The following is a 23926-nucleotide window of genomic DNA, read 5'->3' as shown; positions in this document are numbered from 1 at the left end:
GCCGTGACAGACGGCCGGCGCCGGGACAAAGTGAGCAGCCGGGCCCGTTCGCCAGCATCAAGGAGAGTCCGAAAATGAACGCCAATGTGTTTTCCGGCTGCATGCCGGCGCTGATGACCCCTTGCACCGGGGACCGCGTTCCCGACTTCGAGGCGCTGGTGCGCAAGGGGCGCGAGCTGATTGCCGCTGGAATGTCGGCGGTCGTCTATTGCGGCTCGATGGGTGATTGGCCGCTCCTGACGGACGAGCAGCGCATGGAAGGTGTCGAGCGGCTGGTGAAGGCCGGCGTGCCGGTGATCGTCGGCACCGGCGCGGTCAACACCGCCAGTGCCGTGGCGCACGCCGCCCATGCCCAGAAGGTTGGTGCACGGGGTCTGATGGTGATCCCACGCGTCCTGTCACGCGGGCCGTCGGTGACAGCGCAGCGCCACCATTTCAAGGCAATCCTTGCCGCCGCTCCCGATCTGCCGGCGGTCATCTACAACAGCCCTTATTACGGCTTTGCCACGCGCGCCGACCTCTTCTTTGCGTTGCGGGCCGAACACCCGAACCTGGTTGGCTTCAAGGAGTTCGGCGGTCCGGCGGATCTGCGCTATGCGGCGGAAAATATAACCAGCCGCGACGATGAGGTTGCGCTGATGATCGGCGTCGACACCGCCGTCTTCCACGGTTTCGTCAATTGCGGAGCGTCCGGCGCAATCACCGGCATCGGCAACGTCCTGCCCAGGGAAGTGCTGCACCTCGTGGGTCTCAGTCGGGCGGCGGCGAAGGGCGATGCCGAAGCGCGCCGTCTGGCATTGGAGTTGGACGCGGCGCTCGCCGTGCTGTCCTCCTTCGACGAGGGTCCGGACCTGGTGCTTTATTTCAAGCACATGATGGTGCTCAAGGGTAACCCTGAGTACCGGCTGCACTTCAATCAGACCGATGCACTGAGCGACAGTCAGCGCGGCTATGCGGAGGCGCAGCTCAAGCTGTTCGATGCTTGGTACGCCCAGTGGTCAAGGCAACCCGTAATGGCGAGATACGCCGCCTGACTGGCCGGCATGGCGGCCGGAGCGTTCTGATATACCATCCCCACTGATCGAGGCGTTGAACTGGAAAAAAGAAGAATGAGCTCAGCGCTGACTGACTGTGGGGTCAAGCTTCTCCCTCATTTCCTCGCCAACTGCTGTGACCGCAATCGAGATCGCGAAAATCACCAAGGCCGGAATGACTGCGATCCACCAGGCGGTGGTAAGATAATCGCGGCCGAAACCGACCATGCCTCCCAAACTGGTTTCTGGAGCCTGGATGCCGACGCCAAGGAAGGAGAGAGAACTTTCCAGCAGAATGACCTGCGGTAGCGCCAGGGTAAAGTTGGTGATCAGGACACCTGCCATGTTAGGCAAAAGGTGTCTCCCGTAGATCCGCAAAGGGCCTGCTCCCAGTCCTTTCACGGCGAGTGCGAAGCCGTGGTTCTTCAAGGAAAGTGCGACGCCGCGAGCCAGTCGCGCGTAACGTTCCCATCCATGAAGGCCGAGTGCCAGCACGAACATGGTCATGTTGCTGCCGAAAACCGTGATCAAGGCGAGCACCATGAGGAGATAGGGGACGGCCGCCTGAAGGTCGATAAGAACGACAAGCAGATCATCGACCCAGCCGCGAAAGTGCGCCGCCAGAAGGCCGATGACGATGCCGATCGTGGCGCCAAAACCGGTGGCGAGAAAGGCGACCGCTATCGTCACACGGATCGAATACAGCAGACGGATGAGCACATCCCGGCCAAGATCGTCCGTGCCGAACGGATGGGCGAAGGTCCCTCCCAGCAGAACAGGCGGTGCCAGGCGTGCACGTAGATCCATCGTTTCGTTGCTGATCGAGTATAGCTCCGGGCCGACCGTGGCTATGAGAACGAGCGCAACGAGAAACAGTGCAGCAACGAGAGCTGATCCAGAGAAGTTGACGCTTCGGTTCCGCACTCAAAGTTCTCCTATCCGTGGATCGAGCCAGGCATAGAGCAGGTCAACCGTCATGTTGACGGCGACCATGGAAATCCCGACGAGCACCATGATCGTCTGAACGACCGCAGCGTCACGCAAGTTCACGGCTTGGACGAGTAACTGGCCCATGCCCGGCCAGGCGAAGACGTTTTCCGTAATCGTGGCACCTACGAACAGGGAGCCGACTGCGAGACCGATGAGCGTGACGATCGGCACCGCCATATTGGGCATCGCGTGGCGCCAGACCGTAGCTCCTGGGCTCAGCCCTTTCGCACGTGCTGCTCGCATAAAGGGCTGGTTCAGCATTTCGAGCATTGTGGTGCGCGTGAACCGGACGAAAACAGCGAACTCCCCAACGGCAACGGTGGTGATCGGAAGAATGTAGTGAATCGCCGTGCTGTTGCCTGTTGTCGGCAGCCACTTGAGTTCGACGCTGAGCAATAGGATCAAGAAGATCGCAATGATGAAGGACGGGACGCAATACCCCGCCAGGGCAACGAAGGTTACAACCTTGTCCACCGCAGTTCCGCGTCGCTGGGCGATGAAGACGCCCAAGGTCAGCCCGAGCACGACTGCTACCAGCAGCCCTGAACCCATCAGCGACAAGGTTGCCGGAACACGCTCCAGCACAACATCCAGAGCTGGACGCCGACCAATGAAAGACTGACCGAAATCGCCATGAAGCAGAGCGTTGATGAAGGCGACGTATTGCTCGACAAGCGGCCTTTCGAGGCCCCACCGGGCGTTGAAGGCTGCGATGGCGGTTGGATCGGCTTCCGCTCCCAGCATGGCGCTGGCGCCGCCTCCAGACGTGCGCAGCACGATGAAAGCGAACGTCGTCAGAAGCAGGATCGTTATGGCGGCGCGCACTAGTCGCCGAAGAATAAGCAAGACCATCGTCAGACCTCCGCGGCGGCAGGAAGCGACGTTCCGTCTTCGGTGGCCGGCGGCAGCCCCGTGCGGACCGAATGAGGACGAGGGATGGATGAGACCAGCATCTTGGTGTAAGGATGCTGAGGAGTTTCCAGCACCTGACGACATTCGCCTGTTTCGACGATCTCGCCCGTTTTTAGGACAGCGACCCGGTCGCACAGGTATCTCACCTGCGTGAGGTCGTGGCTGACGAACAACAGCGACAGGCCTAGACGCTCCCGCAGACCATGCAGAAGCTTAAGGATCTGCCGCTGGGTAGAAGCATCGAGGGCGGAAACCGGTTCGTCGCAAATCAGCAAACGGGGCTGGAGCATCAAGGCCCGTGCCAGCACCACTCGCTGACGCTGTCCGCCGGACAACTCGTGCGGAAACCTGCCGGCAAATGACCGGTCCAGTTCTACCAGCTCAAGCATCTCCACGCATTTTGAATCCCGTTCGCGTCGCTCGCCGATGGCATGTATATCCAACGGCTCGCGGAGTTGATCCTTTATACGAAGGCGCCGGTCCAACGCGCCGGCAGGGTCCTGAAACACATATTGGACACTTCGATGCAGCGCCTTTCTGCCGGTTTGCTCGACCATCGCCCCGTACTTCACGGTGCCGGAATCAGGAAGCTCGAGGCCGGCCACGATACGTGCCAATGTGGACTTTCCAGATCCGCTCTCGCCGACGAGCCCGAACGCCTCACCGGATTTGATGGCGAAACTGACGTCGGAGAGAATTTGGGATCGCTGCCGCGATCCAAAAACGCCTGACTTCCTGGCATAGGACTTCGTTACCGATGCGACGCGCAGGATCGGATCCTCAGAGATAGTGACAAGCACCGGCGGAGGCGTTGTCCAATCAAGGCGTGCCTCGACGAGAGCCTTCGTGTAAGGGTTTTTTGGATTGGTCAGAACCTCGGATGTCGGGCCACTTTCAACTATTCGTCCGCGCTGCATTACTGCGACCCGGTCGGCGATCATCGAGACGATCGCCAGATCATGCGTGACGAACAGAATCGCCAACCCTTGTTCGTCCCTTAGCTTTGTCAGAAGGGTCAGCACTTCGGCCTGAGTGGACACGTCAAGCGCAGTTGTCGGCTCGTCGGCTATAAGCAGCCGGGGACCGTGCAGAAGCATCATGCCGATGACGATCCGCTGGTTGAGCCCGCCTGACATCTCGTGCGGATATTGCTTCATTCGACCGGCTGCGTCCGGGACTTGCACCTTTTCGAGCATTCCGGCCGCCTTTTCCTGGGCGGCACCGGTGGTCGTCCCGGTATGATAGCAAATCATCTCTCGCAGTTGGCTTCCGATCGTGCGCACCGGATTGAGCGCACCTGTCGGCTCCTGAAAGATCATTGCCATCTCTCGACCGCGCAGCGAAGCCTGGGTGGACCCGCCGTCGTCAAGCAGTTCGACGTCATCGAATCTGATCGACCCGGTAGCGACCACGCGCTTGTCGAGGAGCCCGAGGATTGACAGGCCGCACGTCGATTTCCCGCTGCCGCTTTCGCCGACCAAGGCAACGATCTCGCCCGCACCGACGTCGAGATCGATACCGTCGATGGCGACCAATTCCCCTTCCCTCGTCGGAAAGGAGACCCGCAGATTGCGGATCTCCAGGAGTGTGTGCTCAGGGATGATGTTGCTAGCATCCATGATATCAACCAGCTTGCAGGTTCCCAGCACGTAGATCCATGAACGCTGTGTCGTTCGGAGCCCATTTGACCTTCCGGCGTTTGCCGTAGAACATGGGAAGGGTATGGAGATAGGTGCCTGGAGGGTCCTGCTCATAGATGTCGAGGAGGCGCGCGGAGGCCGCACGGCGCTTGGCGTGGTCGAGGCTGAGAAGGTCCTCGCCAACGGTGTCGAATTCAGCGTTGCTCCACTGCTTGCGGCTCGGAATGAGACCTCCCTTGCCGTAGAGGCGGAAGACCTGGCCAAGCGGATCCGGATAGTAGGCGGCGTTGGAGATGTTGCTGATGCCCTGACCAGCCGCCAGAACCTGTTCGGTAGATTCCACCATGCTCAGCTTGACGTTGAGCCCGACTTCTTTCCACATCTGCTGAAGGGCCTGAGCGGTTGCGATCTCATTCGTGTAGTAGTCCTTCAGGTAGCGATAGGCGATTTCGCCTCCGTCATAGCCAGCCTCCTTCAGGAGCTTCTTGGCCGCATCGGGATCGAAGGGGGTCGCTTTGTGCTCGCTGACATACATGTCGCCGAAGGCCTGCATCTGAAGGCCGTTGGGTACAGTCACCTTGCCGTCGAAGAGCGTGTCGACGATGATCTGCCGATCGATCGCAAGATTGAGCGCGCGTCGAATGCGAACGTCCTTCAAGACCTGATGCTGGCTGTTGTAGACCAAGGCGCGAATGTTGCGGATCGGTCCGCCCACAACTTCGGTGTTTGCATCGCCCGCCAGAGCCTTGAACTGGTCCGGAGCAAGTTCGGTGACAATATCGAATTCGCCTGTCCGCAGTCCCGCCGTGCGTGTTGCTGCCTCCGGCGTTAGCTTGAGCGTGAAGGACTTGATCGCTGGCTTTTCACCCCAGTAACCGTCGAAAGCTTCGAACCGGATAAATTGGCCCGGACGGACTTCGGCAATGCGGTATGGACCGGTGCCCACGACGGAGAGACCCCATTTTTCCCAATTCTCAGCCTTTCGGAAGCCGGAAGCACTCGGGACCTGGCCCATCCAGCTCGCGAGGCGCAGCTCAAGTAGGGGATCGGTGGTCTTGGTGGTGATGCGAACCTTGAAGCGCTCGACCGCTTTCACGGAAGCGATCGTACCCAGAAAGGACACGGCAGTTGTGTAGCCAGGTCCCTTCGCGTCGGCTGAACCGTACCGCGCCGGTCCAAACATAAATTCCACGTCTTCTGCCGTGAACTGGCTGCCATCATGGCACTTCACGTCCTGACGGATATCGAGCTCAAGAGTAAGGTCGTCGAGTCGACGCCAGGACGCGGCGAGGCCCGGCTTCAACTGCTTGGTGCCAAAATCGTAGAAGATTAGATTTTCGATGAGATTCTGCGATACGCGCTCGCTGTCGTTTGAATTCGCCCCCATAGGATCGAGACTTACCGGAAGGCTCGTAACCGCGATCGTCAGATCGGATAAACCTGTGCCTGCGGCTTGAGCGTGAGCACCGAAGGCGGCAAAAAGTCCGGCTGCTGCGGAGGCTTGCAACAAATTGCGACGGTTGATGGTGATAGGCATGGATGGTTCCCTTCGTTGACAACTGAAATCTGTTCGACGGAGCGCTTCCGTCGAAAGAAGGGCCCGTATCGATTGCTGCGGCTACAGAAGGAAGGCTGGCGAGAAGCTAGACATCTTCCTGGATTGAGCGCGGCGCGACCTCGACATGGACGCCGGATGCTAAAAGGACTTGCGAGAAAGATTGCGGCGGCTCTTCATCGGTGACGATGGTGTGGATCGACGAAAATGGCGCGATGCACCACGATGCCTTCCGGCCGAAGTTGTGATCGCGAGCCAGCACCATGACGCGGCGTGAACGAGACACCAAAAGACGACGGAGCTGAGCGGTGTAGGATTCGTTGGCCAGCATCCCGTGTTCGAGATCGAAGCCGGACGCGCCCATGATGGTCAGGTCGAAAATCCTTTTTCGGATTTCTTCCAATGGAGCTTCACCGCGCAGGAACTGGTCGCGCCGGTGAAGGAGCCCCCCGGTCAATTCTATTTCGTGAGGGCCGGCAGATGCGGCTTCGGCAACAGCAGGCATGTTGGTCAGAATGTGAAGTTCAGGATGTCCAACGAGCAGCTTTGCGATGCGTATGGTCATTGAGCCTTCGTCGATGAAAACTGTTCTGGGGTTACCGATCAGCGGCAAGGCTGCAGCGGCGACACGGTCTTTTTCGGCTGCGGCTTCCTGCATGCGATGCTGCAAGGACGTGTCATAGGCTGGGGTGCCCCTGATCGCTCCCCCATGGACGCGGCGCACCACACCAGACGCTTCGAGTTGCTTCAGGTCTCGCCTTACCGTCTCTTCGGTGACTGCAAACATCTGCGCCAACTCGGCGATCCGCGCGTCACCACGTTCGGCGACGTGTTCGCCGATCCGCTGCTGACGCTGAGGCGCCAGAAGCCCGGGCTGCTCGTTGTCGCGCGACACGTTCTTCGTGTTGGAAGCCATTTTTGATCCCTGACTTGATGGCGGACACATGGCAGCTTTCCATGAAAGGTGTGTGACAATGTTGTGTTATTTCCGATTTACGCTAGAAATTGCACATAATATAACATATTACCAATTTGTGGCGCGCTGGTGTACGGGTCATTGCAACCTCCGGCGCCAAATGGAAAACGATGCACGATGAACTTCGCACCAACGAAACGCCTGTCTGGCAGACGAGCACCGGCAACCCAAATCTGGTCCATGAACGAGCTTCTGCCGAGCAGCTGGTGGCCCACTGACCTATACGGGAAAGGGATCCGCCGGCTGCCGTTAGGCGGCATCGGGACACCATTGGACCGTCTTGTGGGCGTTGGTGATTGCCTGGGCCTGTCCAACCTCCTCATCAAGCGCGACGATCTCACCCAACTGGCTGGAGGTGGAAACAAGGTTCGGAAGCTTGAATTCTTTCTTGGAGAACATTTGGAGCCGCACCACGACACGCTGGTCACGGTGGGGGCTACCCAGTCGAACCATGCGCGCCAGACGGCTGCCGCCGCGGCGCGTTGCGGTCTGCGTTCCGTGCTCATCCTTGAAGATCGTCGGCCCGGCATCCATGGTCCAAGCTACGACCGTTCCGGCAACCTTTTGCTCAATCGATTGCTTGGACCGGAGATAGTTTGGACCGATGTCACGGGGCGTGCGACGACTCCTGAGAAGGTTCTGACGAGATTGCGGGACGAAGGTCGCAATCCTCTCTTCGTTCCGGCAGGAGCATCGACGCCGTCAGGGAGCTTGGGGTACGTTCACTGCGCCGCCGAAATGTGGACGCAGGCCTCGGCGCTGGGGATGGCCATAGAAAACGTGGTGACTGCGAGCGGGAGCGCGGGAACTCAGGCGGGGCTGGTCGCCGGTTTCAGGCTACTGGGAAAGCACGTAAAAGTCTGGGGCGTCTCGCATGGCGAACCGGCGGACAAGCGGGAAAAGGTAAGGAACCTCTTGAAGGGACTGGAAAGCTTCCTGGAAATGGATTTGAACGCGAGCGAAGAAGAAATATTGAGCGTGAGGGACCACCTCGATGGAGGTTACGGGATTCTTGGAAATTCGACTCTTCGGGCGATGCGGATGATGGCACAGGCCGAAGGGATCATCCTTGATCCCGTCTACACCGGAAAGTCATTCGCGGGCCTATGCGGGCTCATAAGGAAAGGCGCGATATCGCCGAACGCGGTCACAGTGTTTCTGCATACCGGGGGTATGCCTGGGCTCTTCGCCTACGCCGATCACTCCAGCTTCAAGGATGGTGATTGCTGCTAGAATCTAAGCTTCTTGGGTGTCGCTCTTGAAGTTATCCTCAGATGACTTCATTTGCCACATCTTTCGCCAAGGCAAGCTCGACGGCAGTTGACCTTGAAAAGCTGGCGCCGCGCGGTGATCAGCGTGCAGATCAGCATGCTGTCAAAGCCTTTGACTCGAAACTCTCCTTCGATGGGATGAGCCCCCGAGGCAAAGCCTGCTGCAGCGAAGGAGCCCGAAAGCACGGTGAACGGCGCAACGTCCGCTTGTCGCGCATAGTTGCCGTGTCCATCATGGCTGAAATCAACCAACGGTGTCAGTCAAGGCGTGAGCAGGACATCGCTTACCACAACCTGCAAACCGGTGTCCACCGCAACCCTTCGCTTCCCGGTGCGACGGTGATCTCGGAGTAATATATCAGCCGCGTCGTGGAACACGATCCGCTGAGCCGTGCCGGCAATGACCAGACTTTCAATTGAAGACTTTCAATTCAAGTCTGCTCAAACCGACCATCCGCCTCTCCTACCAGTAGCCCTCTGCTGCCGCGCTCGGTCGCTAGCGACGGAGCGATCGCGGAGTTGACCATGATCGAATCTCACGCGATCTGCCACGTTGCTTTGGGTTGACGTTTTCTTCCTGCCGTCATCTCAGGCATTAATTGCTTTGCTGCACTATGAATAGCAACTCTCCCTGAGATAAATGCGAAATGGTGTTTCCATATGCTTGACGTCAAGTCTTCCATAAAACGACAGAAATCGCTGAATGGCCATGCTTGCTTCGGAAAAGGGATCTTGGTCGATGATTGCATCCAAAATACCATGCTGGAGCAATAGACGATTTGTTTCTGTCAATTCGTGCGTAATGAATGTCGTTGAGTGCTCTCTGCCTGTTTCAGTCAATGCGGACGCGATTTCATCGCTCCCGACTGAGGTGTTGTAAATTCCGACAACTCCCGGGATTTCCTTCAGTGCGGAGCGTGTCTGCCGCCAGGTGACCTTCTTGTCCTCAAAGGTTTTAATGGCTCCCACCACAACGCAGTTTGGGAAACGCTTTCCAAGAACGGAGCGAAACCCCAGCTCCCGTTCCTTATGTCCGTGGAAGGATTCTGGTCCGGAAATCAGGAGAACTTGCCCGCCTTGGGGGCCGACGAAGCGGCCCATCAATTCGCCGGCCACGCGGCCTTCGGCGCCTCCATTCGCTCCGATGTAAGCTATCCTGCCTATATCCGGCAAGTCTGACACCAAGGTGAAGACAGGCTTTTTGGCTGCGACCTCCGCGAGGCAAGTGCGGACAAGCGGATCATCGATGACATTGACGGCCAACCCGTCACAGGCCCGTCCAACGGCGACGATTTTCGCAGCGATCACGCGAGGATCCAGCTGTCCGTATAGGTATAGCTTGACCTGTATGTTGAGGTAAGAATAGTCCGAGGCCGAGGTCTGGAATCCCTTTATGAGGTCTTCGAGAAACGGGTCTGTGCGATTCAGCAGCAATACGCCTAGACGTAAGAGACGTGTCGGTCGCAGATGCAGGGCACGGTCGAGTTGCAGCTCTCGTGCGCACTTCAAGACCAGCTCTTCGGTTGCGGCCCGTACACTCCCGCGCGCATTGATCACACGGTCAACGGTGCCGACGCTCACTCCCGCTGCCGTCGCCACATCGGCAAAGGTTGCCTTGCGCCCTACCATTTGCTGAACCCTTGTTGGGATCCAAACATTTTGGCTGGTTCTTGTGAGGTTTCAAGTCCGATATTGTCGTATTCGCAGTTAGCTGCCTCATGAAAGCTCGTGGGAGTTAACGTTTGTGAGAACCGACGTTACCTGGGCGTAGCATGTCCACAGAGCGAAACACTTAGGTCTTGCCTAAATGTATATAACAAAAGTTGCAAATAATCGTGGCGAACTCGTCGTCGGATTGCGGCCGATCCTGCAGCGATATCTCAACAGAAGGGGAGGAGAAAGCTATGAAATTGACCAAGAGCTTGGTGAAGGTGATGATCGCGGCGGCTGCTATGGCGACGAGCGCGATGGCCGTGCTCGCTGATGGCGCGAAGGTCGCCATTATCGGTGGCAAGGCTGACGATGCGTTCTTCGCGAAGATCAAGAAGGGCATCGACGACGGAGAGTTCGTCGTTAAGGCGCACGGCGGTACCGTGAACTATCTCCAGCTCCAGACCTACGACAACGAAGGCGCCGACGCCGCCAATCTCATCCGCACAGCGATCGGCCAAAAGGCCAGTATCATCGTTGCTCCGGACTGGGTCCCATCTTCACAGGATGAGGCCTACAAAGCCGCGCTCGCTGCAGGCATTCCCGTCATGCTCTACAACGCCGGGGGCAGCGACAAAGCCAAAGAGCTTGGCGCCATTAACTACATTGGCAACGAAGAATATCCAGCCGGCTTGGCTGGTGGCGCTTATTTTGCGGCTCACGGCTCCAAGAACGTCATCTGCGTCAATACCATCCCCGGTGCAAAACCTTGAGGAGCGGTGTAAAGGTATTGCCGACGGCCTTTCCAAGGTGGGCGGCAAATCGAAGCAGTTGCCTTTGCCGCCCAGCTCCTTTGGCAATCCGACCGCGGTCGCGCAGGCCATCGTTTCGACTCTTAGGAAAGACCCCGCCGTTGATGGCATCTTCATGATTTCGGCCGCCGATGCAGATTCCGCCTACACCGCCATCCAGCAGGCCGGCGCCGAAGGCAGGCAAGCAGTTGTTTGCGATCGACCAACAGCCGTGGCTGCAAGGCTTCTTGGCGGTGACGCTATCGGATGCGTACGTTAACTATGCGCTCAAGGTTGCGTCTGCTCCGATCCTGACGGGGCCTGGCATCGTCGATTTCTCCAACGTCGACGCAACCCTCGCCGGCGGAAAGGCCGGCTATCGTTAGGCGCCCCCACCCTTGGCGTCCGGCTTGAGGACTTGTCCGACGGCCGGGCATCATTTGACGTCCCGACCTGGCGCCGTTGGCGGCGACATATCAGATATGTTTAGTTTCATTACAGGGTGCTATTCGTGGACAACATCGCCCTACGCCTTTCGCCCGTCGGCCTTTTGCGTCGACCCGAGACGGGCGCTCTCCTCGGCCTCGCGGCCGTCTTCTCATTTTTTTCGATATTCGGCGGCGACAATTTTTTGTCCGTCGCGGGCGTCGCCGGGTGGCTCAATGTTGCTTCTTCAATCGGGATCGTCGCGATTCCGATTGGGTTGCTGATAATTGCGGGCGAACTCGATATCTCTATCGGATCGATGATCCCTGCCGGGTCCATGACTGTCGCCATCATATCCGGATATTTTCAGGAGCCGATTTTCTTGGGAGTGGTTGCGGCACTCGCGCTGGGAGCGCTCGTTGGCTTTTTAAACGGATTGCTCGTCGTTCGCACCGCCCTCCCCTCGCTTATCGTCACCTTGGGCACGCTATTTTCTGTCGCCGGCCTTGTGCTGTTTCTCTCGGTAATCATCACCGGAACCACGAGTGTAGCGATCGATGCCGGCCCGACCGCCAAATTCCTGCTTGGGCATTTTGTTGGCGGGATTCTCCAGGTAGCAATCTTCTGGTGGATGGGCATAGCGCTGTTTTTTGGGTTCATCCTCCACTTTTCGCGCTACGGCAATTGGATCCTCGCTATGGGCGGCGACCGGGTGAGCGCGCGCAACGCAGGAATTCCAACTGAGCGATTGACGATCCTACTTTTCATGAGCAGCGGCGTGAGCGCGGCCTTCGTCGGCGTGGGACAGGCCATTCTCTTCAACAGCGCGCAGGTTTCGGCGGGGCAGTCATACATTTTCAATGCGATCGTTGCGGTGGTCGTCGGCGGCGTCCTTTTGACCGGCGGATACTCCGGGACAGTGGAGATGGACGGCAAGATTATCGATTTCAATAACCCGCGCGAGGCCGGCCACTGCGGGATTGCCACCGTCCATCAGTTCGGAGGGACGTTCCCGCTGATGACCATTGGTCGCTCGTTTTTCGTAGGGCAGGAGCCGACCAGGGGTTGGGGACCGTTCAAGGCGTATGACCGCAGGCGTGCAAATGCGATTGCGGTCAGCGCGGTGCGCGAACTCGGGATTACCCGCATTAACGATGGCGATCGTCTGGTTGGCGGTCTGTCGGGCGGCGAACGTCAGGCGCTGGCCATCGCGCGCGCCGTGTATTTTGGCGCCAAAGTGCTGATCCTGGATGAGCCGACCGCAGCGCTGGGCGTCAAGGAAGCGGCGCATGTACTTCGCATCGTCTTGAAAGCGCGCCAGAAGGGTATCGCCGTGATCTTCATCACCCATCAGGTCGTGCATGCCTTGACTGTAGGTGACCATTTCGCCGTCCTGATCCGCGGTATCAAGGCCTCAGACTTTCGCAAAGGCGAGAAGAGCCGTGAGGAGATCACAGACCTCATGGCGGGCGGGGAGCATATGGCCGAGCTGGAGGCTGAAATCTCGAGCTACATGAAAACCCATGGCGGTCATTCGCCTCACGTCGGCGCAAATTCGGCGGACATCACCGTCGAAATGTAAATGGGTGATGGCTAAAGAACGCCTATAGGCCGTGCACACGATTGGCGCAATGCGGTCAACGACAGCCGACGCGCTGATGGGACTGAAACAATAGCGCTCAACTGTCCGGGCGCGTCGGGAGGAAGTCGACATCGTCGACATCGTCACCTTTCGACGGCATGCCTTGAAGCTCCCCTTCGCCATGCTACGAGAGGCCGATCGGAATACGGCCTCGGATATGGCGGAGCTGATCGAGGCCACGCCCTGCGAGATCCATACGGTCCCGACTGATAACGGCATCGGTTCTGCACCCTCTGCGCAATCGCTCCAGCTGCCCACCGGATCAGCTTTGTAGGCCTGTCCAGATTTCCCTCGATGGCCTATGGCGACTGACGCCTTAAGGCCCTGCATCAGCCGCAGATGCAGCGTGCGGTTGAGCAGCAGCTCTCTGCCCATCACAACACCAACTGTTCGGCTTCTGTCCGCGCTCACCCGCATTGATCACTCGATCGGCGGTATCGACGTTCCTCACACTGCCGTCGCCATATCGGCAGGCTCCGCATCAGCAAACGTTGCCTTTGCGCCCGCCCTTCTGTTGACCGCTTGTTGGAATCCAAACATTTTGGCCAGTTCTTGCGAGGCTTCAGGTCGGATATTGTCGAGTTCACAGTTAGCCGCCTCATGAAAGCGAGCGGATTGAGCTAGCCGTTCTCGGCGAAGCACGTCTCGGACATAGCATTGCAGAATTAGAGCAGCGGGTGGAAAGAAACAATGGCGAACGAGCTTGCCGAATTCATCGCGTCATCGCCGTTATGCAGCACTCACGAACACACTGAGTTCGAGAAATTTTACCAGGAATCTCGACCTGACATATTAAAACATCTCTTTGACAACTACGTTCTGCACGATCTGCTTTCAGCCGGCGCGAGCCGGCAAGCGCTTAGCGCACTCATCGACGTCGGCAACCTAGATATTGAGGCTCGGTTTAATGCCGTGGGGCCTGCGTGGAGGCGCGTGGAATTGGGTGGTTATGGGGAAGCCGTCAAACTGACAGCTACCAAGTTGTTTGACATCGAGGAGATTACCGCAACCTCACTGAGGAATGCGGCTGATAAAACTACGCTACAAGGCAATCCCGGCGAGCGGCTCATGCTACTTAGGGATGTGGCCAATCTGGATCATGTGCAGATCGACTCCGGTTCGAGGCCACTGCCCGATGAAATGATTGGGCAAGATTTTTTCCACTACGACATCAATACGTTCGATCTCTGCAATGGAACGCCCGACCTATCGGGACTGGCCGTAGTGTTGGGAGAAGATATAACTTCGCTGGCGTCGTACCGTTTCGCGATCGAGACGCTGTTCCAGAGCAGCGCCAAGTATGCCGTCGCCGTTAAGTCACAACACGCCTACCGTCGGCCGTTGAAGTGGGCTGAGCGGACCGATCAGGAAGCGGAGGCAGCGCTCGCCTCTTGGTTGCGCATCGGTACTGACATCGATGAGGAGGACCGGATGTGCCTCGGCGATTGGTCCATGTCGCATGTCGCCAGGCTGGCAGCCCAATATGATCTGCCTTTCAAAATACACACCGGCTACTATGCCGAAAACAATTTTATGGTCACACCCGACATCGCCGCAGGAAATCTCTGCCAGTTTATCCGGAGCCATCTGAACACCCGCTTTGTGCTGATGCACATCGCCTATCCATATTCGGACGAACTTATTGCGATGGTGAAACACTACAGCAATGTCGCCGTCGACATGTGTTGGGCCTGGAGCATCAACCCATTCCACGCCAGCGATTTCCTGCGCCGCTTCCTCCACGGCGCTCCAACTAACAAAATCTTCATATTTGGCGGCGACGCCAATGTTCCGGCGGCGACGGTGGGATATGCCTTACAGGCACGCCGATGGCTAGCACGATGTCTTCAAGAAGAAATTGATGACGGATTGCTTTCCGAGCGCACTGGCATCGAGTTGGCTCGTTTCTTCATGCTGGATAGTCCTCGCAGTTATTTCAATATCGTCGAGAAAAACGCCAGCATTAGGTCTTCTACTCGTGACTTTATTTATGCAGAGCCAAGGCCAGCGTTTGGCGAACCACCCAAGTCAATCAGGAATAGTGGCAAGGCGTAGCTCGTCGCGTTGCCATCCTAACTCGCTGAAGCAATAAAGCGCAGCAGGGGCCGTTGAATGACAAGTTTACGTCCAGATTCTGCGGTGATGCCACATTCTACGGAACAGGCTGTCGTAGGAAAACGGCCTCCGAAATCAAGGCTCGAGCGTCTTTTGTCCCGGCCGGAATCCGGGGTCGTGATCGCTGCAGCGCTCGTTTATCTGTTCTTCGCCTTTTCGGCGTCGCATTTCTTTTCAGAGCGGGTTACGTCCAACATTCTCCTGGCCTCGGCTACGCTCGGCATCATAACCGTCGGTGCCACCACATTGATGATCGGTGGGCACTTCGACTTGTCGGTTGGATCGGTCTACGGTCTCAGTGCCGCCGTTATAATTCTGGGCGTTAACGCAGGGATCCCAGGCTGGCTGGCCCTCCCGATCATTCTGGTGTTCGGGCTGCTTGTTGGCGCGATCAACGGGTATCTGGTCACCCGCCTCGGGATTCATTCTCTCATCATTACGCTCGGCAGCCTTATGTTTTACCGAGGCGTCTTGCTAGCCATAACGGAAGGCTTCCCGATCCGGCTGAGGGCGCCGGACGCATTTTTATCGGCTCTCGACTTCACCTGGATCGGAATCCCGGGCCCGTTCTTCTGGTTTCTCGGTTTGGTAGTGATATTCGCCTTGTTGCTTACCTCAACGCGCTTCGGTGGCTGGCTCTATGCGACCGGCGGTCTGCCAGAAGCTGCTCGCAACATGGGCGTGCCGGTCGAGCGCGTCCAAGTCATGGCATTCGCCATTACCTCAATGCTGGCGTGCCTCGCCGGCTATATTTCGGTGGCGCGCTTCTCCAGTGTAGACGCGCTGCGTGGTCAAGGCTTCGAGCTGGAAGTCATACTGGCGGTTGTCGTTGGCGGCGCTTCGTTGAACGGTGGCTATGGCAGCATTCTCGGTGCCGCGCTGGGCGTGATGATCATCGGAATGATCCAGCAGGGACTGCTCCTGATCGGCATCTCCGTCTACTGGTATCAGGCAGGCATAGGGCTCTTCCTCATTATCGCTGCGGTCATCAACCAGCGCGTTCGTGTGAGGACAACCCAATGAACCAAGCTCCACTCCTCGAACTCAAAGATGTCAGCAAGTCCTTCGGTCGGGTTCATTCGCTTCGCGGGATAAACCTCGACATTCATTCTGGCGAAGTGCTCGGCTTGCTGGGCGACAACGGCGCCGGCAAGTCGACACTGATCAAGGTCCTTGCCGGCGTGCATCAGCCCACCACCGGCGCGCTGGTCTGGAAGGGCCAAACCATCACGCTTCCGATGCCTCGCGACGCCATGGCGCGCGGAATCTCCGTCGTCTACCAGGACCTCAGCATAATCCCGCTACTCAGCATCTACCGAAACTTCTTCCTTGGCAGGGAGGACGATGTGTCGATCAAGCTCCCCGGCCTGATGGTGTTGAAGCGTCATAGGATGCGCTCCATCGCACGCGAGGCGCTGAAGCAGCTTGGCATTCACATCGACGATGTCGATCTGTCGGTGGCACGTCTCTCGGGAGGCGAGCGCCAATCGATTGCGATTGCGCGCGCAGTTCACTTCCAATCCGAATTGCTCGTTCTCGACGAGCCAACCGCCGCACTCAGCTTGAAGGAAACCGAAAAGGTGCTTTCATATGTGCGGGAGGCGCGCCGCCAAGGCGTAGCGGTCGTGCTTATCACCCACAATATCAGCCACGCTTATGAAGTCTGCGACCGCTTTGCTGTGGTTTTCCACGGTCGCGTCGCCGAGATCGCGGACAAGAATGATGTCACGACCGGCGACCTCGCCAATCTTATCAACACCGGTTCGCGCCATATCGGCGGAGCAGTAGCCTGACGTTTGCCAACAATGAGGAGGAACCTAAATGACAGCCAATCACGCATTTGCAACCATGACCGCCGTGGCGCTGGCTACCGCGTTAGTGGGCACCGCCTCGGCTGCAGACCGATGTGCGGGCAAAAAACCGTACCTGATCTACTATGCCACCCACGCCATTGCCGAGCCTGTCTGGGCGACTGTCAAGAAAGGTGCTGAGCAAGGTGCGGATGACAATTGCCTCCGGATCAAATGGACGCAGGACCAGAAATTCTCGATCGAGACAACAATCAACCGCATGGAGACGGCAATCAGCGAAAAACCCGATCTTTTGGTGATTACCGCGACCGATCCTACGGCCATGCGGCCTACTGTTGATAAGGCCGTGGCCGCCGGCATCCCGATTATCGCAATCAATGTGCTCGACCCCGCACCAAAAGGGCAGCGCTTGCCTTACCTCATCGGTATTGGTGCCGACCTCTATCAGAGCGGAGTGGCAGCCGCCCAACAGATTCTAAAGAAAAATCCGCATCCCAAGCATGCTTTAGTACCAAACCACGTGCCTGGCCATGTCGGGCTCGAGCAGATGGCCAAGGGCTTTACCGACACACTGCAAAAGGCTGGGGCCACGACGGATGTGATCGCGATTGGTACTGACACGTCACAGACCGCAGCGACCATTTCCAACTATTTCCTGGCTCATCCGGATACTGATGCGCTGTTTTGTATGAATGCCGGACCGTTCTGCTTCGAGACCGTACTCGACGTGGCGCGGCGCGAAAAGCTTGGGGCCGGCGATAGACTATCGCTCGTCACCTTCGACGTGTCGCCGGCCTTGCTCGACGCGATTGGCTCAGGGGAAGCGGTCGCCGGCATTGACCAACTGATGTACTTACAAGGCTACTTGCCGGTGGTGCTTGCCCGCACGTATCTCGACTATGGCATGATGCCTGATGCCGACATAGTCACTGGTCCCGCAATCATAGACAAGAGCAATCTCGACAAGGTCCGTCATCGATTGATGGAAGCAGGCCTCAACTAAGCTCGATCGGAGATAGGCGGCTCGCGTCGCCCATCTTCGTGCCACCGGCCACCAATCTGGGTCATAACCGCTGCCGATTGACCCGTTGGCGGCGGGAGCCTCCGAAATCGGATGTCCGGCCTGACCCGCAAGATGCTCGATGCCTCGGCGCTTCGTAAGGTTTCTTGCAAGATGGTGGGACGCGCCGCGCGGCACAGCGACCAACTGCGTGCAGCCCGGATGGAATTGAGGTCCCGACTTGGCTCCGCAGTCCGATCGCGAATGCTTTGCGATCATGCGGGGCCTGCCCTGCCGGTGATCCCTCCCCGCCGGCAGGGTTTTCTCAGACCTTGCATGGCGGGCGAACGCCAGTCGATATTGGGTTGTGAGGACCCTGGGCGGTGAAGCTGGGGGGTTGGTCCCTTTGTTGGGCAAGGACATGTCGTGCTACGCGACAACTGTTTTGGCCGTCATGACGCGAGGAGGGAACCTATCGGGTACCGATCGGCGCCGCAGATCGATCTGATCCGGCAACAACGAAGCCAAAGACGAAGGAGCAAGAAGGTCACCAATTGCAAGCGCGATGAGATGCAGTGACGAACCGGTCACACCGGGAGCTGGCAAAAAGCATGCCGACGTGGTGGGCGCCGTTGCCCGCAGCAGAGAGGGGCCCGACTCGCAAATACCATCAACGCCAGCGGTCGACATGGACGACTGGAACGGGCTGACATAAGACTGCACCAGAGCCAATCGTCAAAAACGCCAAATCACCTTTGCGCCACAGGAGCCATCCACAGAAGAAATTGTCAGCAACCACGCTGAAGATCGCGGATGTGCCGCGAGCAGGTCGGTCCACTTGCTAGGTCATGGGCCGTCCTGGGTCTATTTCGGGTTGCCACCATCGGCTGGGTCGAACTCATTCGATACTTCCCACCCATATGTTGGGAGGTTAAACCGAGTGAAAACCCCGAAGTCGACCAAGGACTGATCGCTGTCGCGCTGAGCCTTGGACTGCCGGGAGTGTAGCATCGCGTTCGACATTAGCTCTGCGGGGTTCTGAGCAACTACGAAGTCTATTAATCCTTCCTGCAGGATCGGTCGGGTGACGTGGTTTACCTCATGGCCGACAATTAAAAGATCGGTCCCGCGACCCGCTTCTCTCAATGCCTCTAAAAGCCCCAAATTGCCCCCGGCAACATTATAAAGGGCACCCAGAGCGGGATACTCAGAAAGCAACCGGCGAACGGCCGCGTACGTCTTTTGCTGATTGTCCTGCCCGATCGCCTCACCGACCAGGATCACTCTCGGGAAATAGGCACGCAGAGCGGCTCGAAACCCGATTTCGCGGTCCTCGTGACATCTATAGGCGTGATCACCAAGGACGACGCCCACCGTGGTCGGCCGGTCGCCCAACATGCGACCGACAAGAAACGCTGCTGTCTGGCCTGCCGCCCGGTTGTCGATCCCCACGTAAACATCCCGCGCCATCTGATCCAGATCAGACACCAGTGCTATCACAGCCTTACCCCGGCGCCGCGCCCGTGCCAGTTCCGCGACAACCTGCGGCGTGTTCTTGACGGTAAGGATTAGGGGCCGGGAGACGTCTTGGCAGAGCGCCTTCACGCGGGAGAGCACCGCTGCATCGTCAAGCTGGTAGAGATCGTGAAGCACAAGCTCTGCCGGACCGAGATCATTTGCAACACGCTGGATTTGCGTCATCAAGCCTCGTCCGATGCGTAGGGCCATGTCAATCGTTGGACGTTTCGGCTGTATGTCGCGTGCGGCATTGAGCCTCTGAAGCGCCGCCTCCACCAGAATCCTGGTTCGGCCGTGCACCCCCTGCCGGTTGTTGAGGGCGCGATCCACAGTCGCCCTCGATAGCCCCGACTCTCGAACTATGTCCGCGATCGATATGCGCGCCATTGCGTTAATCGTCCTTTTGAGAAGCCTCAAAATGCGTCACGTTTCATCGAGGCGCTTTTAGTATCAGGTCGAGCCTGGGAAAAACTGAGTTTATATGAGTTTTCTGCGAAAATTATCCGCCAATTTTGAGGCTTTTGGCAAGAAAGACTTGTTGCTTCTGAGGCAACACGTCGCCTTAAATAAGGATCAGGAGGAAGTGCGAGACCCCAGAAGCTCGTAGCGCAAGGTTTGTCCATAAGCCTTGCCGAAGGAGGAACTATATTGGTGACGCAAGAACAGCCGTTTGCGCCCGCGTCTACGACCGCGATCGCAAGGAAACGGCCTCCGAAGACCCGACTTGACCGCCTGCTCGGGCGCCCCGAGAGCGGCGTCGTAATCGCGGCGGTGCTCGTCTATCTCTTCTTTGCACTCGTGGCTCCGCACTTCTTTTCGGAGCGGGTCACAGCCAACATTCTCTTGGCAAGCTCCGCACTCGGCATCGTCGCGGTCGGTGTTGCGACACTTATGATCGCAGGGCAATTCGACCTTTCAGTCGGCTCGGTCTACGGCCTGTCGGCCGCCATTGTGATCCTGCTGGTCAACCAGGGCGTGCCGGCGTGGGTGGCCCTGCCGATCATCATGTTGTTCGGGCTTGCGGTCGGCACCATCAACGGCCTTCTCGTAACACGCCTGGAAATCCATTCCCTTATAATAACGCTTGGCGGCCTGATGTTTTATCGTGGGGTACTCCTGGCCATCACGCAAGGCTTTCCGATTCGTCTCAAGAGCCCTGATGCCTTCCTCTCCTCGATGGACTTCAGCATCTGGATCATTCCTGGCCCGTTCTTCTGGTTCCTCGGCCTGGTCGTTCTCTTCGCCTATCTGCTCAGTCGCACGAGGTTCGGAAACTGGCTTTTCGCCACCGGCGGCTCGCCCGATGCCGCGCGAGGCATGGGTGTGCCAGCCGAGCGCGTCCAGATTACTGCCTTTGCCCTTACTTCGTTGCTTGCGTGTCTGGCTGGTTTCATTTCTGTCGCGCGCTTCTCGTCGGTCGATGCCCTTCGCGGCACTGGGATGGAGCTGGAAGTCGTGCTGGCAGTCGTCGTCGGCGGGGCATCGCTCAATGGCGGCTATGGGTCGATCATCGGTGCGTTCCTGGGCGTCCTGATCATCGGGATGATCCAGCAGGGCCTCATCCTGATTGGCATCAACGTCTATTGGTACCAAGCCGGGATAGGCCTGCTGCTCATCGTCGCCGCCATCGTGAACCAGCGCGTCCGCAAGCGGAGCACCTCGTGATGAATCTCCTTGAACTCAGAAACGTCAGCAAGTCTTTCGGCCGCGTCCACTCGCTTCGTCAGGTCAACCTGGCGGTCCGCCCTGGCGAAGTGCTGGGCCTGCTGGGCGACAATGGTGCGGGCAAGTCCACCCTGATCAAGATCCTCGCTGGAGTCCACCAGCCAACTTCGGGCGAGATCTTCTGGAATGGGGAGAGGACGTTACTCGACACGCCCAGGGTGGCGATGAGCCGTGGCATTTCGGTAGTCTATCAGGATCTCGGGATCATCCCGCTGCTTTCGATCTGGCGGAACTTCTTCCTCGGCCGAGAAGAGGAAGTAAGCCGAAAGCTGCCGTTCCACTGGCAGCTGCGTGTCGGTCACATGCGTGATGTCGCCCGTGGAGCGCTTAACAGGCTCGGAATCCACATCGACGATGTCGATCTGACGGTGGCAAAGCTGTCGGGCGGCGAGCGTCAATCGATTGCCATCGCAAGAGCAGTCCATTTCCAATCGACGCTGCTCATCTTGGACGAGCCCACCGCTGCCTTGTCGCTGAAGGAAACCTCGAAGGTTCTTTCCTATGTGCGCGCGGCTGCCGAACAAGGTGTCGCTGTGATCCTGATCACGCACAACATCGCCCATGCCTATGAGGTGTGCGATCGCTTCACGGTGCTGTTCCACGGAACCGTTGCCGAGGCGCCTGAGCGGGAACAGGTCACGGTGCAGCAACTTGCCAATCTGATCAATACCGGCACGCGTGTACCGCAAAAAATTGCCGTCTGAGAGACCTCGTTAGCCAAGGGAGGATATCCACGATGTTTCGGAAATTTGCTGCTGCCGGCGGGCTTGTGCTGCTGGCGGCCGGGTCGGCTGCCGCCGCGGATCACTGCGACGGCAGAAAGCCATACCTGATCTACTACGCCACCCACGCTATCGCCGAGCCCGTATGGGAAACGGTCAAGAAAGGGGCCGAACAGGGCGCGGCCGACAACTGCCTCAAACTGAAATGGACCCAGGACCAGACGTTCTCGATCGAAACCACCATCAACCGGATGGAGACCGCGATCACCGAGAAGCCTGACCTTCTGGTGATCACCGCAACCGATCCGACGGCCATGCGGCCAACCATCGAAAAGGCGAAGGCCGCCGGCATTCCGATGATTGCGATTAACTCGCTGGACCCGGCGCCGAGAGACAAGCGGGTGCCGTACCTGATCGGCATCGGAGCCGACCTTTACCAGTCGGGCGTGGCCGCAGCCAAAGAGGTCCTGAAGAAGAATCCGCATGTGAAGCATGGCGTGGTGCCAAACCATGTCCCGGGTCACGCAGGCCTCGAAGCCATGGCTAAGGGCTTCAACGACACACTGATTGCAGCAGGGGCAACCTCCGAGACGATAGCCCTGTCGACCGACACGGCCCAAATCGCCGCGACCTTGGATAATTACTTCCTTGCGCATCCGGATACCGACGCGCTCTTCTGCATGAATGCTGGTCCTTTCTGCTTCGAGACCGCCCTCGATGTGGAACGCCGGGCCGGGATTTCGAAGAAGGTGGCTAACGTCTCCTTCGACATATCGCCTACCTTGCTGGACGCGATCGGATCTGACGAGGCGATCGCCGGCATCGACCAGCTAATGTACCTGCAGGGTTATCTGCCGACCGTCATCGCGCGGAACTACCTCGACTACGGAATGATGCCAGATGCAGACATCCTGACCGGCCCGGCAATCATCGACAAATCCAACCTAGAAAAGGTCAAGCACCGCGTGATGGAGGCGGGCCTGAACTAGTTGGGCAGCACTGCGCTGCTTCAGCCCTTCCACGCTCCCGTGGAAGTCTCTTCCCCCTCCGCGGAAGAGAATGCGCAACGGATCGGGCGGAACCTCTCCGCCCGATCCAGCCACGGAGAAATTTGCATGAACGACCTGAAATTCGGCAAACGGGACAAGCGCGGGAATTGGACTCCCCAAGGCACCCTCCAAACGGGGCCGTTGTTCGAGCTTCCGCCGAAACCGGTCGCCATTCTGAAATGGCTGCCGGGCTATTTTCTTCCTTGGAACCTGCTCTTCATGGCGTCGGCATGCGTCTTCTGGTTCTGGCTGACACCGGACTGGCAAACGCTCAAGACGCTGAACTGGCAGTGGGCCGGCCTGCTGCTGCTTCGAAACATGCTCGCGGTTTTCCTGTTCTACGGGGCATTCGAGCTGCGGCTCTATGTTCAACGGCGGCAAGGAAGCCGCTTCAAGTTCAACGCCAAATTCCCTTCCGATACGAAGAGCGACATCTTCTTTTTCGGCAGGCAGAACGTCGACAACATGATCCGGGCTTTCGGCACCGGGGTTCCGATCTGGACAGCCTATGAGGTGCTCATCCTATGGGCGTTCGCCAATGCGTATGTTCCGACGGCCGATCTGCCGGCCAACACGTGGTGGCTTGCGGTAATCGCCCTGTTGCTGCCGCTGTTCCATGAGCTACATTTCTATCTGATCCACCGGGCGATCCACATTCAGTTGCTCTACAAGCACATCCATTCCGTCCACCACAATTCGATCAATCCTTCGCCCTGGTCGTCGCTGTCGATGCATCCGATCGAACATCTTCTCTATTTTTCCGGATCGCTGATCCATCTGCTGATACATTCGCATCCGCTGCTTGCCATCTACCACTTGCATTTCGTCGGCTTCGGCGCGGTGGTGGGCCATGTCGGTTTCGACAAGATCGAGACAGGCGATGAGAGTGCGATCGACACCCACGCGTTCGCCCACTACCTCCATCACAAATACTTCGAGGTGAACTACGCCGACGGCGGCATTCCACTCGATCGGTGGTTCGGCACCTGGCATGACGGTACCAAGGCCGGCGACGAGCTGATGGAAGCGCGCTGGCAGAAAAAACGCGACAGAATGAACGCCAGCATGGAGGCCGAGAAATGAGCCACCGTCCGACGGT

General features: G+C 58.2%; 19 protein-coding genes and 2 pseudogenes. 12 read left to right on the top strand and 9 right to left on the bottom strand.

From position 1 onward, the window contains the following. The first annotated feature begins 74 nt into the window (after positions 1-74). On the top strand, positions 75-1034 hold the full coding sequence (locus tag FJW03_RS01140; RefSeq protein WP_140762641.1) for a dihydrodipicolinate synthase family protein: 960 nt from the start codon (positions 75-77) through the stop codon (positions 1032-1034). An 81-nt stretch (positions 1035-1115) separates the two neighbouring features. Here FJW03_RS01140 and FJW03_RS01135 read toward each other — a convergent pair whose 3' ends face one another. From FJW03_RS01135 to FJW03_RS01115, 5 genes are all read right to left on the bottom strand, one after another. Then, positions 1116-1958, bottom strand: a complete 843-nt coding sequence (locus tag FJW03_RS01135; RefSeq protein WP_140762638.1) for an ABC transporter permease — start codon at positions 1956-1958, stop codon at positions 1116-1118. Next, positions 1959-2876: an ABC transporter permease gene (locus tag FJW03_RS01130; RefSeq protein WP_140762635.1), complete on the bottom strand. Its 918-nt coding sequence runs from the start codon at positions 2874-2876 to the stop codon at positions 1959-1961. It abuts the gene before it with no gap. A 2-nt stretch (positions 2877-2878) separates the two neighbouring features. Then, positions 2879-4555 carry a dipeptide ABC transporter ATP-binding protein gene (locus FJW03_RS01125; protein WP_181173219.1) on the bottom strand — a complete coding sequence of 559 codons (1677 nt, stop codon included), beginning with the start codon at positions 4553-4555 and terminating at the stop codon, positions 2879-2881. Positions 4556-4559: 4 nt separating this feature from the next. Next, positions 4560-6113, bottom strand: coding sequence for an ABC transporter substrate-binding protein (locus FJW03_RS01120; RefSeq protein WP_140762629.1), 1554 nt, complete (start codon positions 6111-6113; stop codon positions 4560-4562). A gap of 106 nt (positions 6114-6219) precedes the next feature. Continuing rightward, positions 6220-7047, bottom strand: a complete 828-nt coding sequence (locus tag FJW03_RS01115; protein ID WP_181173218.1) for a DeoR/GlpR family DNA-binding transcription regulator — start codon at positions 7045-7047, stop codon at positions 6220-6222. Between the two features lie 177 nt (positions 7048-7224). On the opposite strand from FJW03_RS01115, the gene FJW03_RS01110 reads away from it, so the two are divergent. Then, positions 7225-8340: a D-cysteine desulfhydrase family protein gene (locus FJW03_RS01110; RefSeq protein ID WP_140762623.1), complete on the top strand. Its 1116-nt coding sequence runs from the start codon at positions 7225-7227 to the stop codon at positions 8338-8340. A 47-nt stretch (positions 8341-8387) separates the two neighbouring features. Here the strand turns inward: FJW03_RS01110 and FJW03_RS01105 are convergent, their stop codons facing one another. After that, positions 8388-8630, bottom strand: a complete 243-nt coding sequence (locus FJW03_RS01105; RefSeq protein WP_140762621.1) for a hypothetical protein — start codon at positions 8628-8630, stop codon at positions 8388-8390. 360 nt (positions 8631-8990) lie between these two features. Next, positions 8991-10007, bottom strand: coding sequence for a LacI family DNA-binding transcriptional regulator (locus FJW03_RS01100; RefSeq protein ID WP_140762618.1), 1017 nt, complete (start codon positions 10005-10007; stop codon positions 8991-8993). A gap of 275 nt (positions 10008-10282) precedes the next feature. On the opposite strand from FJW03_RS01100, the pseudogene FJW03_RS30305 reads away from it, so the two are divergent. The 6 genes and pseudogenes from FJW03_RS30305 to FJW03_RS01070 all read left to right on the top strand — a co-directional run bounded on the left by FJW03_RS30305 (position 10283) and on the right by FJW03_RS01070 (position 17816). Then, positions 10283-11205, top strand: a pseudogene (locus FJW03_RS30305) (substrate-binding domain-containing protein). A 116-nt stretch (positions 11206-11321) separates the two neighbouring features. Beyond that, complete coding sequence (locus FJW03_RS01090) at positions 11322-12827, top strand: ABC transporter permease subunit (RefSeq protein WP_319022900.1); 1506 nt, start codon at positions 11322-11324, stop codon at positions 12825-12827. Positions 12828-13577: 750 nt separating this feature from the next. After that, positions 13578-14942 (top strand): amidohydrolase family protein, encoded by a 1365-nt coding sequence (locus FJW03_RS01085; protein ID WP_140762615.1) that lies wholly within the window; start codon positions 13578-13580, stop codon positions 14940-14942. 177 nt (positions 14943-15119) lie between these two features. Then, the gene (locus FJW03_RS01080; protein WP_181173217.1) at positions 15120-16025 is read left to right on the top strand and encodes an ABC transporter permease; all 906 of its coding nucleotides are present in this window, start codon (positions 15120-15122) and stop codon (positions 16023-16025) included. Continuing rightward, entirely contained in the window at positions 16022-16795 is a 774-nt protein-coding gene (locus tag FJW03_RS01075) for an ATP-binding cassette domain-containing protein (RefSeq protein WP_140762609.1), read from the top strand. Before FJW03_RS01080 ends, FJW03_RS01075 begins: the two co-directional genes overlap by 4 nt. Before the next feature lie 28 nt (positions 16796-16823). After that, positions 16824-17816, top strand: coding sequence for a substrate-binding domain-containing protein (locus FJW03_RS01070; protein WP_140762606.1), 993 nt, complete (start codon positions 16824-16826; stop codon positions 17814-17816). Positions 17817-18677: 861 nt separating this feature from the next. On the opposite strand, the gene FJW03_RS01065 is transcribed toward FJW03_RS01070, so the two are convergent. Further along, complete coding sequence (locus FJW03_RS01065) at positions 18678-19514, bottom strand: substrate-binding domain-containing protein (RefSeq protein WP_226890738.1); 837 nt, start codon at positions 19512-19514, stop codon at positions 18678-18680. Between the two features lie 78 nt (positions 19515-19592). Continuing rightward, positions 19593-19718 (bottom strand): annotated as a pseudogene (locus FJW03_RS30300) (LacI family DNA-binding transcriptional regulator); the annotation flags it as partial. A gap of 264 nt (positions 19719-19982) precedes the next feature. Between FJW03_RS30300 and FJW03_RS01055 the strand changes: the two are divergent. The 4 genes from FJW03_RS01055 (at position 19983) to FJW03_RS01040 (ending at position 23910) form a co-directional block, all read left to right on the top strand. Next, positions 19983-20996 (top strand): ABC transporter permease, encoded by a 1014-nt coding sequence (locus tag FJW03_RS01055; protein WP_181173216.1) that lies wholly within the window; start codon positions 19983-19985, stop codon positions 20994-20996. Beyond that, positions 20996-21760 carry an ATP-binding cassette domain-containing protein gene (locus FJW03_RS01050; RefSeq protein WP_226890737.1) on the top strand — a complete coding sequence of 255 codons (765 nt, stop codon included), beginning with the start codon at positions 20996-20998 and terminating at the stop codon, positions 21758-21760. Before FJW03_RS01055 ends, FJW03_RS01050 begins: the two co-directional genes overlap by 1 nt. A gap of 32 nt (positions 21761-21792) precedes the next feature. Beyond that, complete coding sequence (locus FJW03_RS01045; RefSeq protein WP_140762594.1) at positions 21793-22767, top strand: substrate-binding domain-containing protein; 975 nt, start codon at positions 21793-21795, stop codon at positions 22765-22767. Between the two features lie 126 nt (positions 22768-22893). Continuing rightward, on the top strand, positions 22894-23910 hold the full coding sequence (locus tag FJW03_RS01040) for a sterol desaturase family protein (RefSeq protein WP_140762591.1): 1017 nt from the start codon (positions 22894-22896) through the stop codon (positions 23908-23910). Positions 23911-23926: the final 16 nt, after the last annotated feature.

The organism is Mesorhizobium sp. B4-1-4 (genome assembly GCF_006439395.2).
GTDB lineage: Bacteria > Pseudomonadota > Alphaproteobacteria > Rhizobiales > Rhizobiaceae > Mesorhizobium.
This window is presented reverse-complemented; position numbering and strand designations above follow the sequence as displayed.

What these genes read in the sequence shown, in the direction of transcription:
- FJW03_RS01140 (WP_140762641.1), top strand. Translation starts at nt 75, where the DNA reads ATGAACGCCAATGTGTTTTCCGGCTGCATGCCGGCGCTGATGACCCCT.
- FJW03_RS01130 (WP_140762635.1), bottom strand. Translation starts at nt 2,876, where the DNA reads ATGGTCTTGCTTATTCTTCGGCGACTAGTGCGCGCCGCCATAACGATC.
- FJW03_RS01125 (WP_181173219.1), bottom strand. Translation starts at nt 4,555, where the DNA reads ATGGATGCTAGCAACATCATCCCTGAGCACACACTCCTGGAGATCCGC.
- FJW03_RS01120 (WP_140762629.1), bottom strand. Translation starts at nt 6,113, where the DNA reads ATGCCTATCACCATCAACCGTCGCAATTTGTTGCAAGCCTCCGCAGCA.
- FJW03_RS01115 (WP_181173218.1), bottom strand. Translation starts at nt 7,047, where the DNA reads ATGGCTTCCAACACGAAGAACGTGTCGCGCGACAACGAGCAGCCCGGG.
- FJW03_RS01110 (WP_140762623.1), top strand. Translation starts at nt 7,225, where the DNA reads ATGAACTTCGCACCAACGAAACGCCTGTCTGGCAGACGAGCACCGGCA.
- FJW03_RS01100 (WP_140762618.1), bottom strand. Translation starts at nt 10,007, where the DNA reads ATGGTAGGGCGCAAGGCAACCTTTGCCGATGTGGCGACGGCAGCGGGA.
- FJW03_RS01085 (WP_140762615.1), top strand. Translation starts at nt 13,578, where the DNA reads ATGGCGAACGAGCTTGCCGAATTCATCGCGTCATCGCCGTTATGCAGC.
- FJW03_RS01075 (WP_140762609.1), top strand. Translation starts at nt 16,022, where the DNA reads ATGAACCAAGCTCCACTCCTCGAACTCAAAGATGTCAGCAAGTCCTTC.
- FJW03_RS01070 (WP_140762606.1), top strand. Translation starts at nt 16,824, where the DNA reads ATGACAGCCAATCACGCATTTGCAACCATGACCGCCGTGGCGCTGGCT.
- FJW03_RS01065 (WP_226890738.1), bottom strand. Translation starts at nt 19,514, where the DNA reads ATGACGCAAATCCAGCGTGTTGCAAATGATCTCGGTCCGGCAGAGCTT.
- FJW03_RS01050 (WP_226890737.1), top strand. Translation starts at nt 20,996, where the DNA reads ATGAATCTCCTTGAACTCAGAAACGTCAGCAAGTCTTTCGGCCGCGTC.
- FJW03_RS01045 (WP_140762594.1), top strand. Translation starts at nt 21,793, where the DNA reads ATGTTTCGGAAATTTGCTGCTGCCGGCGGGCTTGTGCTGCTGGCGGCC.
- FJW03_RS01040 (WP_140762591.1), top strand. Translation starts at nt 22,894, where the DNA reads ATGAACGACCTGAAATTCGGCAAACGGGACAAGCGCGGGAATTGGACT.